The sequence below is a fragment of the Streptomyces sp. ADI95-16 genome (assembly GCF_003721495.1).
GTDB classification, from domain to species: Bacteria; Actinomycetota; Actinomycetes; order Streptomycetales; family Streptomycetaceae; genus Streptomyces; species Streptomyces goshikiensis.
In genome coordinates this window covers 579636-592003 of record NZ_CP033581.1, presented here as the reverse complement: position 1 = coordinate 592003, position 12368 = coordinate 579636, and the positions used below count along the sequence as shown (strand labels likewise).

Genomic DNA, 12368 nt, shown 5'->3' with positions numbered 1-12368 from the left:
CGGGCCCCACGGGGCGTCGGTGCCGTGAGACCCGTCCAGGTCTCCATGAAGCGCGCCGCCGGGCAGCCCGGTTCACCGCACCGCTCCCAGGAATGCCCGGGTCCGCGCATGTGCCGGTGCTTCGAAGAGCTGCTCCGGAGGGCCGGCTTCCAGGACGCGGCCGTGGTCGAACATGAGGACCCGGTCGGAGACGTCCCGGGCGAAGCCCATCTCGTGGGTCACGCACAGCATGGTGATGTCGGTGGTCCGCGCGATGTCCCGCAGGACGTCGAGGACGCCCGCGACCAGTTCCGGGTCCAGCGCTGACGTGACCTCGTCGAGGAGCAGGACGTCCGGCCGCATGGCCAGGGCGCGGGCGATGGCGACCCGCTGCTGCTGGCCTCCGGAGAGCCGGGTCGGGTGCGCGCCGCGCTTGTCGTAGAGCCCGACCAGATCAAGGAGTTCCCGCGCCCGCTCGGCCGCCTCCTCCCGGTTCAGGCCGAGGACGTGGACAGGCGCTTCCATCACGTTCTCCAGCACCTTCATGTGCGGGAAGAGGTTGAACTGCTGGAAGACCATGCCGATCCGGCGTCGCGGCCCGGCGAGGTACTTCTCGTCGGCGGGGACCAGGGAGCCACCCGCGCCCGCGGGCATGTGGGAGAAGGGTTTCCCGTTCACGTGGATGGTGCCTTCTGTGACCCGTTCCAGGGTCATCAGCAGGCGCAGGATGGTGGTCTTGCCCGAGCCGCTGGGCCCGATCAGGGTGACCTTCTCGCCCCGGGCGACCCGTAGGTCGAGTCCGTCCAGGACGGTCTGGACGCCGAACCGCTTGATGACGCCCGCGAAGCGGACCATGTCCGCGTCCGAGGCTTGTGTTTCACCGGGCAAGGCGCTTCTCCAGTCGTCTCATCAGCACGGAGGTGGGATAGCTGGCCAGAAGGAAGACCGTGGCGGCCAGGGTGAAGGCCTCGAGATAGGCGAAGTGCACGCTGCCGTACTCGTTCGCCCGGTGGACCATCTCTTGGACGGCGATCACCGACAGGAACGGCGTCTCCTTGAACATGGAGATCACGTAGTTACCCAGGGCGGGGAGGACGTTGCGCACCGCCTGCGGGAGAACCACGGCCCGCCACACCCGTCGCCGGGGGAGCGACAGCGCGGTGCAGGCCTCCCACTGGCCTCGGGGCACGGCGTCGATCCCCGCGCGGTACACCTCGCAGGTGTACGTCGCGTAGTGGATGCCGAGCACGGCGATGCCCAGGGTCAGCGCGTTCAGCCCGGGGACGAGGACCCAGGCGGCGAACAGCTGGATCATCAGCGGCGTCGATCGGACGAAGTCTGTGATGACCCGAAGGGGCAGAGTGACCCAGCGCGTCGGCGTGCGCAGTGCCACGGCGAGCACCAGGCCCAGCAGCATCGCGACGGCCGAGCCGAGAACGGTCGCGAGCAGCGTGATCCCGAAGCCGTTCAGGACCACCGGCAGACCCTCCCGGGCTGTTTCCCAGGACCACATCAGGAACCCCCCGGATCTTGGCCGAGCCGGGTCTTCGCCGCTGATTCGGCCGCCTTCATGAACGAGTTGAGTACGGCGGCGATGGCGTAGTAGATCACCAGGATGGCGAGGTAGGCCTGGGCGGTGCTGCCCGTGAGGGACCTCAGCTGGTCCATCTCGAAGGTGAGGTCGGCGATGGTGATCAGGGACAGCAGGGGAGTGGCCTTGAGCAGCTGGATGAGCAGGTTCCCGAACGGTGGGATCATCTGCACCCAGGCCTGGGGCATCACGACCCTGATCATGCGTTGCCGCGGGCTCATCCCGAGGGCCACGGCCGCCTCCCACTGGGTCCGGGGGACGGCTTCCAGTGCGCCGCGGACCACTTCGGATCCGTAGGCGCCGAAGTTCAGCCCGAAGGCGACGACGGCGCAGGCCATGGGCTCCAGACGGAAGCCGAGCACGGGCAGGGCGAAGAACAGCCAGAACAGCTGTACGTACAGGGACGTGCCGCGGAAGAACTCGACGGTGAACCGGGACGGTCCCCGCACGAGCAGCCGGGTCGAGCGCGTCAGGAGTCCGAAGGCGAAGGCCACGATCAGCGCCACGGCGGCGCTTAGCGTGGTGGCGAGGAGGGTGACCGCCACGCCTTCGCCGACACTGGGCAGGGCATGGACGAATTCGTCGAAGAAACCGGTCATGTGTGGTGCTCGTCAGACGGCGCAGAGGTCGATGGTGCGCAAGGTGGGTGGCGGTACCTCTCGCGCGGTGAACCCGTACTGGCCGATCAGAGCGACGTAGCGGTCCGGATCGCCGGTGATCTTCGCCAGCTCGCCGTTGAACGCGTCGCGCAGTGCCGTGGAGCCGGGCCGGAAGACCGCACCGCCGGGGCTGTACTGGGGTGTGCCGTTCAGTTCCGGCACGAACGGCTCCAGGACCTCGACCGGTGCTTCCGCGTTGGCCTTGGCGAGCCAGCGCAGCGAGATGCCCGTCAGCGCGAAGGCGTCGATCCGCCCGGCCACCAGCGCGTCGAGCCCGTCCTGCTGCTTCGCGAGGGACTTGACCGAGGATCCGCCGACACCGGCCCCCTTGGCGTAGGTCGCCTCGACGGCGGCGGTCAGCACCCCCACGGTGACCCCGGTGGAAGCCACCGACTTCAGGTCGCTCAGGCCCTTGGGGTTGCCCTTGGGCACCATCAGGGCTGTCGGGGAGACGAACTCGGGCTCGGAGAAAGCGACTTTGGCGCAGCGTTCCGGGGTGATCGCCATGCCGGCGCTGACGACGTCGAAACGGTCGGCCAGCAGTCCGGGGATCAGCGCGCCGAAGTCGGTGAGTGTGGGGCGCATTTCGGCGACCCCCAGGGCGGAGAAGATCTCCCGGTGCAGGGTGGGGGCCTCGCCGGCAAGCCGGTTGCCGTCCTTGAAGCCGTACGGGGCCTCGCCCGCGAATCCGATGCGGACGTACCCCTGTGCGTGGAGCTTGTCCAGCAGCTTCCCGTCGTCGGAGGGAGCTCCGGTGCCGACCTGGGTGCGGCTGCACGCGGCGACCAGACCCGGAGCCAGGACGGCGCCCCCGAGCAGCGCCGTTCGGGAGAAGAACCCTCTTCGGGACAGGGCCTTGTGCTGGGGCATCTCGTTCCTTTCGGTGGCCGGTCGAGCGGGAGCGGGGCCGGCCGGTCCGGTTCGTGCCGGACCGGCCGGCCGGATCTGGTCGGATCGGTCAGCCCACGGGGGTGAAGTCCTGCGAAGCGATGTACGCGGGGCGGCGCACCGGGGCCGCGAAGGGCTTGACGGGCCGGTTCTCGACGCTGTTGAACACCAGGAAGACGTTGCTGCGCGGGTAGGGCGTGATGTTGTCGCCGGACCCGTGCATCGCGTTGCAGTCGAACCAGGTGGCGGATCCGGCCTTGCCGGTGAAGAGCTTGATGCCGCAGGCCGAGGCGAACTTGGTCAGGGCCTCATCCGACGGGGTGCCGGCGTCCTGCATCTGGAGGGACTTCTTGTAGTTGTCCCTCGGCGTCGCCCCGGCGCAGCCCAGGAAGCTCCGGTGGGAGCCGGGCATGATCATCAGCCCGCCATTGGTCGAGTGGTTCGGCGTCAGGGCGATGGACACCGACACGGTGCGCATGTTCGGGAGGCCGTCCTCGGCGTGCCACGTCTCGAAGTCGGAGTGCCAGTAGAAACCGCTGGCGCCGAAACCGGGCTTCACGTTGATCCGGGACTGGTGCACGTACACCTCGGAGCCCAGGATCTGCCGCGCGCGCCCCACGATGCGCGGATCGGCAGCGAGGGCCGCGAACACCTCGCTGATCCGGTGCACCTCGAAGACGGAGCGGACCTCGCGGGACTTCGGCTCCACGATCGACCTGTCATCGGCGAGCGTCGAGGGGTCGCGGAGCAGTCGGTCCATCTCGGCCCGGTAGAGGTCCACTTCGTCGGGCGTGATGAGCTGGTCGACGGGCAGGAAGCCGTCGCGCTCGTAGCTCTCCATCTCGTGGGCCCACATCGGGCCGGGAGTGCCGGGCTCGGACCACACGACGGGGTCCTTGCGGCCGATGAGCACCTCCTCGGCGCCTCGGGTCGGATACAGGTCGGTGACGGTGCGGGTGGATGCGTTGGTCATGGTGGTGCCTGCCTCTCCTCTCTTCGCTCTCAGCTGTCGTCGGATTCGGTGAGCAGCGGGTACACGCCGTTCTCGTCGTGGTCCTCCCGGCCGGTCACGGGCGGGTTGAAGACGCACAGGCAGCGGAATTCGTGCTTCACGCGCAGGGTGTGCCGCTCGTGACCGTCGAGGAGGTACATGGTTCCCGGTGTGATCGTGTAGGTCAGGCCCGTCTCCTCGTCCGTGAGTTCGGCCTCGCCCTCCGTGCAGACCACGGCCTCCACGTGGTTCGCGTACCACATGGACGTCTCGGTCCCGGCGTACAGGACGGTCTCGTGCAGGGAGAAGCCGACGCGTTCCTTGGCCAGGACGATGCGCTTGCTCTCCCAGGTGCCGGATGCCGCCCTGACGTGGCGGTCGGTTCCCTCGATGTCCCGGAACGAGCGGACGATCATGGTGGTGCCCTTCGTGGTCTGTTCGGGGGTGCTGGTCAGGCGGTTTCGCGGACGGAGCGGGCCAAGATGTCCAGGCCCTCGTCGAGTTCGTCGGTGGCGATGGTGAGGGGCGGGAGCAGCTTCACCACCTCGCCCTCGGGGCCCGAGGTCTCGATGAGGAGACCGTGCTCGAAGGCCCTGCGGCACACCGCCGCGGCGCGTTCCTTGTGGGTGAACTCGATGCCCCACACCATTCCGCGACCGCGGTAGGCCGCCCCCAGCCGACCGTGTTCGGCACACAACTCGCGCAGCGCGCTTTCGACGCGGCCGCCTTGGACGAGGGTCTGCTCGCGCAGGACTCCGTCGCCCCAGTACGTCTCCAGGGCCGCGGTCGCGGTGACGAAGGCCGGGTTGTTGCCGCGGAAGGTGCCGTTGTGCTCGCCGGGCTCCCACAGGTCGAGCTCGGGCTTGAACAGGCACAGCGCCATGGGCAGTCCGTACCCGCTGATCGACTTGGACAGCGTGACGATGTCGGGCGTGATGCCCGCCTCCTCGAAGGAGAAGAAGTCGCCGGTCCGGCCGCAGCCCATCTGGACGTCGTCGACGATCAGGAGCATGTCGCGGCGCCGGCACAGCTCCGCGAGGGCGCGGAGCCATTCCGCCCGGGCCACGTTGATGCCGCCCTCGCCCTGGATCGTCTCGACGATGACCGCCGCCGGGTGGTTGAGGCCGGATCCCTGGTCCTCCAGCAGGCGCTCGAACCACAGGAAATCGGGGGTCCGGCCGCCGAGGTACTGGTCGAAGGGCATGGGAGTGCTGTGGACCAGGGGGATACCGGCGCCGGCCCGTTTGAAGGCGTTGCCCGTGACGGCTAGAGAGCCGAGCGACATGCCGTGGAAGGCGTTGGTGAAGGACACGACGGCCTCGCGCCCCTTGGCCTTGCGGGCCAGCTTCAGAGCGGCCTCGACGGCGTTGGTGCCGGTGGGCCCCGGGAACATGACCTTGTAGGGGAGCGCGCGCGGTTCCAGGACGGTGGACCGGAAGGTCTCCAGGAAGGTTCGCTTGGCGGTCGTCGACATGTCCAGGGCGTGGGTGATTCCGTCCCGTTCGAGGTAGTCGAGGAGGGCCCGCTTGAGGACGGGGTTGTTGTGGCCGTAGTTCAGGGATCCGGCACCTGCGAAGAAGTCCAGGTAGCTGCGTCCGTGTTCGTCGTACAACCGGCTTCCCGAGGCGCGCTCGAAGACGACGGGCCAGGCACGGCAGTAACTGCGCACCTCGGACTCCACGGTCTCGAAGACGGACAGGACCGGCTCGGTCATGGTCAAGGCGACTCTCCAGTGAGTGTTCGGTGGTCTTGCGGCGGCCGGAGGCGCCGGCCCCGCGGCACTTGTCGAAGGGTGCGGTGTCAGAAGTGGAGCGGCCCGATGCGGTGAAGGACCTCGGCGTCGTGTCCGCTCTCGGGGAACTCGTCCGACCTGAAGAGCACTTCGCGCGTGAGCGTGGCACCGTGCCGTTCGGCGTACGAGGCGAACAGCCGCTCCGACGCGCGGTTCCCGGGCGAGACGGTGGCTTCCAGGTGGCCCAGTCCGTGTTCCGCCGCCACGCGGGAGGAGAGGCCGTCGAGCAGCGCCCCCGCGACTCCCAGGCCGCGGATGGATTCGTCGACGGCGATCTGCCAGACGAGCAGTGTTCCGGGAGCCTCGGGCCGGAGGTACCCGCTGACGAACCCGACGGCTCGCCCGGCGGGGTCACGGGCCACGGCGGACGTGCCGGCGAAGTCACGGCACCAGAGGAGGTAGCTGTACGCCGAGTTGAGGTCGAGCGTCCCGGAATCGCGCGCGAGGCGCCACAGCAGCGGGCCGTCCCCGGGGCGGGGGCGGTCGATGCGCATCGTGGAGGGGGTCGGAGCGGTCGGGAGGTGCTTTCTGTAACGGGCCAGTTCTGCATGAGCAGTCATGCGGGCCGAAGTTACCTACGGACGGAGTAAATCGCATGGGCCTAGGGGGTTACGTCAGATGTCTGGAATGTGATATTAGGGCGCACCCTTCGAGGGGTTCGGAGGGTGCGCTGGGAGGTTGTATCCTCACGAGAAATGGGCATATTTCCACCCAACCCTTGATTCTATAACGACAAGATAACGTCTTTGCCCTGTGCCACGTTTTCTACTTAAACGTTATGTATTTGTCGACGGCCTTAGGGTTTCGCCGCCGACCGGATGGTTACGGGCCGGCTGCTCTGTCCGGATGTTGAGCTCGAGCGCGGCGCGCTTGACATCATTTGCATAATGCAAAAATGATCGGACGACGGATGACGAGCAGAGCAGCGGACCACGAGGATGACGGCTCCTCGACCCCGGACAGGGCTCCCGGAGGGGCGAGGTGGCCCGGCTTCACCGCGGCGCGCGAGGCGCAGTGGGGCCTCGCCGTGCTGGCGGTTCTGGTGGGTGTGGGGGCGGGTCTGGGCTCCATCGTCTTCCGCTGGCTGATCAAGTCGTTCACATGGCTGTTCACCGGCCAGGAGGACTATGCGGGCGCAGGGCACGCGGCGAACCCGTACCTGCCGTGGCTCGGCCCCTACTTCGTCCTGCTCACCCCGGTCGTCGGCGGGCTGCTGTACGGCCCGCTGGTCGACCGGTTCGCCAAGGAGGCCCGGGGGCACGGGGTGCCCGAGGTCATGCTCGCGGTCGCCCGGCGCGGCGGACGGATCAATCCCAACGTCTCCGTGGTCAAGGCCCTGGCCTCCGCGCTGACCATCGGTTCAGGCGGGTCGGTCGGCCGCGAGGGACCCATCGTCCAGATCGGCTCGGCCCTCGGCTCCACGCTCGGGCGTCTGGTCAGGGTGGGCGAGGGGCGGATGAAGCTCCTGGTCGCCTGCGGAGCCGCAGGGGGTATCGCGGCGACCTTCAACGCCCCGCTGGCCGGCGTCTTCTTCGCCATGGAGCTGATCCTGCGGGACTTCGCCATCGAGGCGTTCGGCGCGCTGGTCCTGTCCAGCGTCTCGGCGAGCATCATCGGACGGGCGGCCTTCGGGGACGTGGCCTTCCTCAGCCTGCCGTCCTTCCACGTCGAGCACTTGGCGCAGTACGGGCTGTTCGCCGCCCTCGGAGTCGTGGCGGGCGCGGTCGGCGTGGGGTTCACCCGGATCCTGTACGCCATCGAGGACGCCTGCGACTGGGCCTGGCGCGGGCCGGAATGGCTGCGTCCGGCAGTCGGCGGGGTGCTACTGGGCGTGCTGCTGCTGGCACTCCCGGAAATGTACGGCGTCGGGTATCCCGTACTGGAGAACGCGGCGGAGGGCGAGTACACCGCGCTCTTCCTCCTGCTCCTCCTCGCCGGCAAGATCCTCGCCACCAGCCTGACGATCGGCATCGGCGGCTCGGGTGGGGTCTTCGCGCCCAGCTTGTTCATGGGGGCCATGCTGGGTGCGGCCTACGGCGAGGGTCTGCAGCAGCTCGTCCCGGGGACCGCGGGGAACGCCGGGGCCTACGCGCTGGTGGGGATGGGGGCCGTGTTCGCGGGCGCTTCCCGTGCCCCCATCACGGCCGTGGTGATCCTCTTCGAGCTCACGGGTGAGTACTCGATCATCCTGCCGCTGATGCTCGCCATCGTCCTCGCGACGCTGACCAGCAAGCTGCTGTCGCGCGACACGATCTACACCCTCAAGCTCCGGCGTCGGGGTATCGACCTGGACGCCCCCGCCCCGGGCGCGCCGCTCGGCGGCCAGCGGCTCGAAGAGGTGATGGAGAAGGCCCCGGAACCGCTCCTGGCAGCGTGTGGCCTCGCCGACGCGGCAGAGTTCCTGTCCCGGTCACCGCACGGGGTCCTTCCAGTGGTGGATTCCGAAGGCGGATTCCGCGGGACCTTGACGGCTCGGGCCGTTGCCGAGCTGCTCGCCGAAGCCCCCGACGACGCGAAGGGCGCACCGAAGACCGCCGCGGACCTGGCGGAGCGACCGCACCCCCTCACCTCGGACATGAGCTTGGGGACCGCCCTCCACCTCCTCGTCTCTTCTCCGGGGACGGGTCTTCCGGTCCTCGACCCCGAAGACGGGCACCTGGTCGGGTGGCTCACCCATCAGAGCGCCCTGCGGGCCCTCCACCCCGATCCGCCGAGCGGGGAGGGGTCGGGTCGGCACGGGGGAGGGCCCAAGCGGTAGAAAGAGGTATGACCGAACTACCGCACACCGATGCGTCCCCACCACGTGTGGATGACGCGGCCGACGTCGACGACGTGACCCGCGCCCTCCTGACGGCCTCCCGGCTCCTCGTGGCCGTCTCCGCCCGCTCGCTCGCGGCGGCCGAGGACAAGGTCACGCTCGCGCAGTTCCGGATGCTGGTGGTGCTGGCCACCCGGGGCGCGGCGAAGCTGGTGGTGCTCGCCGAAGCCCTGGGGGTCAACCCGTCGACGGCGATGCGCATGGTCGACCGCCTGATCGCGGCCGGACTGGCCGACAGGCGGCCCAACCCGGAGAACCGCCGCGAGACGATACTGACGGTGACGTCGGCAGGGCTGCGGCTCGTGGAAGAGGTCACGGCCCGGCGCAGGGGCGAGATCGCGGCCATCGCCGCGCGCATCGATCCCGGCCAGCGGGCCGCCCTGGTCGACGCGCTCACCGCGTTCAACGCCGCCGGCGGGGAGCCCACCGTACGCGATGGGGATGGCTCGCTCTTTCCGCTGGGATGGAGCGAACCGGCGCAGCGCCGGACCAACGGGTAGGCGGCTCCCGGCGCGGGGATGCTGCCGGCCGCGTCAACTGCGGCGGACCATTCCCCCGGCCAGACCAGCTGTTACGGCGAATCCGAGCAGAATCCAAACGGACCACAGCCCCAAGCCCGCCAGCCGGCCGAGGAGGGCGAGCATCACTGCGGTGACGGCCACGGCCGTGGCAAAGGGACGGAGCGCGAGTCGTGGCGCCTGTGAACGCCTCCGGCCGCCACTCCTGAGGTCGGTGACGGCGCTGCGGATCGCCAGCGCTGCCACCGCGATGGCGGCACACAGAAGAGCCGTTCCCACAACCGTTCGCCTCCTATGTTCCCGGAACCGCTCACCGACCCGGCCGAGCGAACACGAATCAGGTGGGGCACCGACGTTAACAGGTTGGTCCACAGCCCGGTCACCGGGAGTCTCGGCCGGTTCGAGACGGTCTTCCTGCCGAGGATCGGAATGGCTCGACGCGGCAAGCCGAAAGGTGAAGAGATGCGCTTCGAGCCGCGAAAGGGGGATGCGGCAATCAGGAGGCGCGTGTTCGTGCACGGATGGTTATGGCCCGTGCCTGTCCTGATCGTCGTGGCCTTCATCGCGGTGACCGCGCTGCTCGGGGAGGCCCACCGACGCCGGATAGGGCGCAGACCCTCAGGCCGGGACCGGTGAAACGTTCACCCGACGCCTCGGGTCGTTCGGTCGGCAGCGCAGGAGCAGCATGGCCGCGTCGTCGTGCAGGGGTCCACCGACGTACGCCACCACATCCTCGCGCAGCGCATCGAGCGCGAGCTGCGGGTCGGAGTCCGACAGCAGGCCACTCCGCTCGCCCAGGGGGTAGAAGGCGCCTAGGGAATTCCTGGCCTCCGAGACGCCGTCGGTGTATAGGAGCAGTTGATCTCCGGGGCCGAAATCGACGCTGTAGGGCTCGGGCGGGTCGGAGTCGGTCCACGCCAGGCCGAGTGGGGGAGCAGGCTGCGCGGGCTCCGGAAAGACTGGGGGGTGCCCCGGCCGGACGAGCATGGCGGGCGCGTGACCATAGTTGAGGAACACGACGTCACCCACCTCCGTGATCTCGGCCAGCAAGGCCGTGACGAACTTCTCGCCACCCCCCTCGCCCTCCAGGGAGCGCTGCACGGCACGCTCCACTCTGGCGCCGACGCCGCTCAGCCGGGGTTCGTCATGTGCGGCCTCTCGGAAGGCGCCGAGCACGGTGGCGGCGGTCTCTACTGCCTCCAAACCTTTGCCCTGCACATCCCCGATGATCACCCTCACGCCTCCGGGCACCGGTACGACCTCGTAGAGGTCCCCGCCGATCCGTGCCTCGGCGACGGCCGAGGTGTAGGAGACCGCGGCGCGCAGGTGCCCGGCGCTGCGCGGCACCGGTCTCAGCAGGACCCGCTGTGCCGCCTCCGCGATCGTACGGACGCTTGCCAGCTCCCGTTCCTGGCGTGTGCGCACCACTGCGGCGGCGACTCCGGCAACGGTCACCCCCGCCACGGCGGCCAGGGCGGTGTAACCGCGGCGGTTCTGGAACAGACCGTCGTAGAGCCCGAGCGCGCAGCACAGGGCCATCGCCGCAGCCCCCAGGGCGGCCGTCCGGCGCCAGCTGCCCGCCAGGCCGGCGAAGGCCGGCCCCAGCGAGACGAGGGGCAGCAGGCCGACGCCCGGTCCCGCGGTGGCGTCGGCTGCCGCTACGAGCGCCATGACAACGAAGGGGAGTGCGAGAAGTGCGGGTTTCGCCGGGATGCTCCCGGAACGATGGAGATCCACGTCGTTACTCCCGGCTCCTCGTCGGCGCGGCGAACGCGGCCATCCGTCCATTTCGATCGACACGGGCGGGACTGTTGATCCGTGCTCCGCCACGTGTCACGTTTAGACTATGCAAAAGTTTGCCCGGCGAACCACCTCGCTATGCCACTGTTACCCACCCGCTGTGTTTTTTTGGGTGATGGAGAACCCGGGGGTCATGTGGTGATGGCGCGCCGCCGCTCCCGCCCCGAGCCACCCACCGGCTGGCGCCGCGTCGTCGCCCGCCTCCCGATCGCCTTGTACCGGATCGGCCTCGGCTCGGTCTTCGGCAAAAGGATGCTCCTCCTCCAGCACACAGGACGGCTGTCCGGTCAGACCCGCGAGGTGTGCCTGGAAGTGGTGGCCCACGATCCTCTCCGGGGGAGCTGGACGGTGGCCTCGGGATTCGGGACCGCCGCGCAGTGGTACAGGAACCTGCGCCACATCCCCAAGGTGACCATCCAGGTCGGGCAGACGTTCTACCCCGTCAATGCCCACTTCCTCACCGCAGAGGAAGGTGCCGACGTGATGGCCGCATACGCCGCCCGGCACCCGCGGGCCGCACGCGCACTATGCCGCTACCTCGGCCTGGGTATCCCGACGCACGGAACTGACCGCTTTCGGGAAGCCGGACGCAGGATCCCCTTCGTGCGTCTGGACGAGGTGCCGCCCCGCCATTGGGGGTGAGAGCTCAGCGCTTGACGGAGCCGGACCCCAGCATGACCAGGCCGGTTGTGAGGAAGGACAAGCCGATCACCAGCTCCGGGAAGCCGCGGGCGGGGAGGGCGTATAGGACGAAGGCAGTCACGGTGAACACGAAACCGATCCCGACAGCGGCGACGGCCATGCGGAACTCGGTGATGTTCCTGCGGAACCAGGCGAGGACATTCACATTCGGCATGGGTGATCAGCTTTCGGTCCGGGAAGACGTGGTGCGCCGTGCACACCTGTACGACCGCATGAGGCAGGCTACGGCCGCGAGGCTGAACAGCGGCCCGGCTCCGGTGCAGAACATCACGACCGTTGCCGGCGAGTTCATCATGCGGGGGAGCGCGTTGAGCGGCACCAGGGTGTACAGGAAAAGTGCTGCCCACGCGTACGGCAGAGCGGTCGAGCGGTCGCCGAGACGGGGAGGGGTCCAGCCGGCGAAGATCGCCACAGGTAGTGGGAGCAGGAGCAAGGTGGAGGCGACCAGTGCGAGGGCGTGGTACGCCGGGTTTCCGTTCATTGGCGCCTCTCTGGATACCTGCCCAGACTAGACGGCGACGCGCCGCGTGGTGAATGCCGGACACCGGCAGGGAACCGGATAAGTACGGACTCGCAGTGATCGCGGCAACCGTCGCCGTATCCGCCCTTGCCCCTAGCCGCGTTACGTCG

14 protein-coding genes are annotated in these 12368 nt (G+C 68.9%); 4 read left to right on the top strand and 10 right to left on the bottom strand.

All coding sequences use genetic code 11. From position 1 onward, the window contains the following. Positions 1-72: 72 nt before the first annotated feature. From ehuA to ectA, 8 genes are all read right to left on the bottom strand, one after another. Positions 73-834, bottom strand: coding sequence for an ectoine/hydroxyectoine ABC transporter ATP-binding protein EhuA (gene ehuA / locus EES41_RS03000; protein ID WP_123075415.1), 762 nt, complete (start codon positions 832-834; stop codon positions 73-75). 22 nt (positions 835-856) lie between these two features. Then, positions 857-1492 (bottom strand): ectoine/hydroxyectoine ABC transporter permease subunit EhuD, encoded by a 636-nt coding sequence (gene ehuD, locus EES41_RS02995; RefSeq protein ID WP_123075413.1) that lies wholly within the window; start codon positions 1490-1492, stop codon positions 857-859. Beyond that, positions 1492-2169 (bottom strand): ectoine/hydroxyectoine ABC transporter permease subunit EhuC, encoded by a 678-nt coding sequence (ehuC, locus tag EES41_RS02990; protein ID WP_123075411.1) that lies wholly within the window; start codon positions 2167-2169, stop codon positions 1492-1494. The genes ehuD and ehuC overlap by 1 nt, the downstream gene beginning before the upstream one ends. A 12-nt stretch (positions 2170-2181) precedes the next feature. Beyond that, on the bottom strand, positions 2182-3099 hold the full coding sequence (ehuB, locus tag EES41_RS02985; RefSeq protein WP_123075409.1) for an ectoine/hydroxyectoine ABC transporter substrate-binding protein EhuB: 918 nt from the start codon (positions 3097-3099) through the stop codon (positions 2182-2184). An 88-nt stretch (positions 3100-3187) separates the two neighbouring features. Then, entirely contained in the window at positions 3188-4090 is a 903-nt protein-coding gene (gene thpD / locus EES41_RS02980; RefSeq protein ID WP_123075407.1) for an ectoine hydroxylase, read from the bottom strand. A 29-nt stretch (positions 4091-4119) separates the two neighbouring features. After that, the gene (locus EES41_RS02975; protein WP_123075405.1) at positions 4120-4524 is read right to left on the bottom strand and encodes an ectoine synthase; all 405 of its coding nucleotides are present in this window, start codon (positions 4522-4524) and stop codon (positions 4120-4122) included. Between the two features lie 35 nt (positions 4525-4559). Continuing rightward, positions 4560-5828, bottom strand: coding sequence for a diaminobutyrate--2-oxoglutarate transaminase (ectB, locus tag EES41_RS02970; protein ID WP_123075403.1), 1269 nt, complete (start codon positions 5826-5828; stop codon positions 4560-4562). Positions 5829-5908: 80 nt separating this feature from the next. Continuing rightward, complete coding sequence (gene ectA / locus EES41_RS02965) at positions 5909-6460, bottom strand: diaminobutyrate acetyltransferase (protein WP_123075401.1); 552 nt, start codon at positions 6458-6460, stop codon at positions 5909-5911. A gap of 350 nt (positions 6461-6810) precedes the next feature. On the opposite strand from ectA, the gene EES41_RS02960 reads away from it, so the two are divergent. After that, entirely contained in the window at positions 6811-8658 is a 1848-nt protein-coding gene (locus EES41_RS02960; RefSeq protein WP_123075399.1) for a chloride channel protein, read from the top strand. A gap of 8 nt (positions 8659-8666) precedes the next feature. Continuing rightward, a complete protein-coding gene (locus EES41_RS02955) occupies positions 8667-9218 on the top strand; it encodes a MarR family winged helix-turn-helix transcriptional regulator (protein WP_123075397.1) in 552 nt (183 codons plus the stop codon). Positions 9219-9854: 636 nt separating this feature from the next. On the opposite strand, the gene EES41_RS02940 is transcribed toward EES41_RS02955, so the two are convergent. After that, complete coding sequence (locus EES41_RS02940; RefSeq protein WP_254211286.1) at positions 9855-10907, bottom strand: PP2C family protein-serine/threonine phosphatase; 1053 nt, start codon at positions 10905-10907, stop codon at positions 9855-9857. Positions 10908-11177: 270 nt separating this feature from the next. Here EES41_RS02940 and EES41_RS02935 point away from each other — a divergent pair, with 270 nt between their 5' ends. After that, positions 11178-11678, top strand: coding sequence for a nitroreductase family deazaflavin-dependent oxidoreductase (locus EES41_RS02935; protein ID WP_123082211.1), 501 nt, complete (start codon positions 11178-11180; stop codon positions 11676-11678). 4 nt (positions 11679-11682) lie between these two features. Here EES41_RS02935 and EES41_RS41265 read toward each other — a convergent pair whose 3' ends face one another. Further along, positions 11683-11892, bottom strand: coding sequence for a hypothetical protein (locus EES41_RS41265; RefSeq protein WP_164495726.1), 210 nt, complete (start codon positions 11890-11892; stop codon positions 11683-11685). Between EES41_RS41265 and EES41_RS02930 the strand changes: the two genes are divergently transcribed. Beyond that, positions 11891-12250 carry a hypothetical protein gene (locus tag EES41_RS02930; RefSeq protein WP_164495725.1) on the top strand — a complete coding sequence of 120 codons (360 nt, stop codon included), beginning with the start codon at positions 11891-11893 and terminating at the stop codon, positions 12248-12250. The genes EES41_RS41265 and EES41_RS02930 overlap by 2 nt on opposite strands. Positions 12251-12368: the final 118 nt, after the last annotated feature.

Excerpts from the sequence above, each read along its gene's own strand:
- ehuD (WP_123075413.1), bottom strand. The coding sequence starts at position 1,492 with ATGTGGTCCTGGGAAACAGCCCGGGAGGGTCTGCCGGTGGTCCTGAAC.
- EES41_RS02930 (WP_164495725.1), top strand. The coding sequence starts at position 11,891 with ATGGGTGATCAGCTTTCGGTCCGGGAAGACGTGGTGCGCCGTGCACAC.
- ehuA (WP_123075415.1), bottom strand. The coding sequence starts at position 834 with ATGGTCCGCTTCGCGGGCGTCATCAAGCGGTTCGGCGTCCAGACCGTC.
- EES41_RS02960 (WP_123075399.1), top strand. The coding sequence starts at position 6,811 with ATGACGAGCAGAGCAGCGGACCACGAGGATGACGGCTCCTCGACCCCG.
- ehuB (WP_123075409.1), bottom strand. The coding sequence starts at position 3,099 with ATGCCCCAGCACAAGGCCCTGTCCCGAAGAGGGTTCTTCTCCCGAACG.
- thpD (WP_123075407.1), bottom strand. The coding sequence starts at position 4,090 with ATGACCAACGCATCCACCCGCACCGTCACCGACCTGTATCCGACCCGA.
- EES41_RS02935 (WP_123082211.1), top strand. The coding sequence starts at position 11,178 with ATGGCGCGCCGCCGCTCCCGCCCCGAGCCACCCACCGGCTGGCGCCGC.
- EES41_RS02975 (WP_123075405.1), bottom strand. The coding sequence starts at position 4,524 with ATGATCGTCCGCTCGTTCCGGGACATCGAGGGAACCGACCGCCACGTC.
- EES41_RS41265 (WP_164495726.1), bottom strand. The coding sequence starts at position 11,892 with ATGCCGAATGTGAATGTCCTCGCCTGGTTCCGCAGGAACATCACCGAG.
- EES41_RS02940 (WP_254211286.1), bottom strand. The coding sequence starts at position 10,907 with ATGGCGCTCGTAGCGGCAGCCGACGCCACCGCGGGACCGGGCGTCGGC.
- ectA (WP_123075401.1), bottom strand. The coding sequence starts at position 6,460 with ATGACTGCTCATGCAGAACTGGCCCGTTACAGAAAGCACCTCCCGACC.
- EES41_RS02955 (WP_123075397.1), top strand. The coding sequence starts at position 8,667 with ATGACCGAACTACCGCACACCGATGCGTCCCCACCACGTGTGGATGAC.
- ehuC (WP_123075411.1), bottom strand. The coding sequence starts at position 2,169 with ATGACCGGTTTCTTCGACGAATTCGTCCATGCCCTGCCCAGTGTCGGC.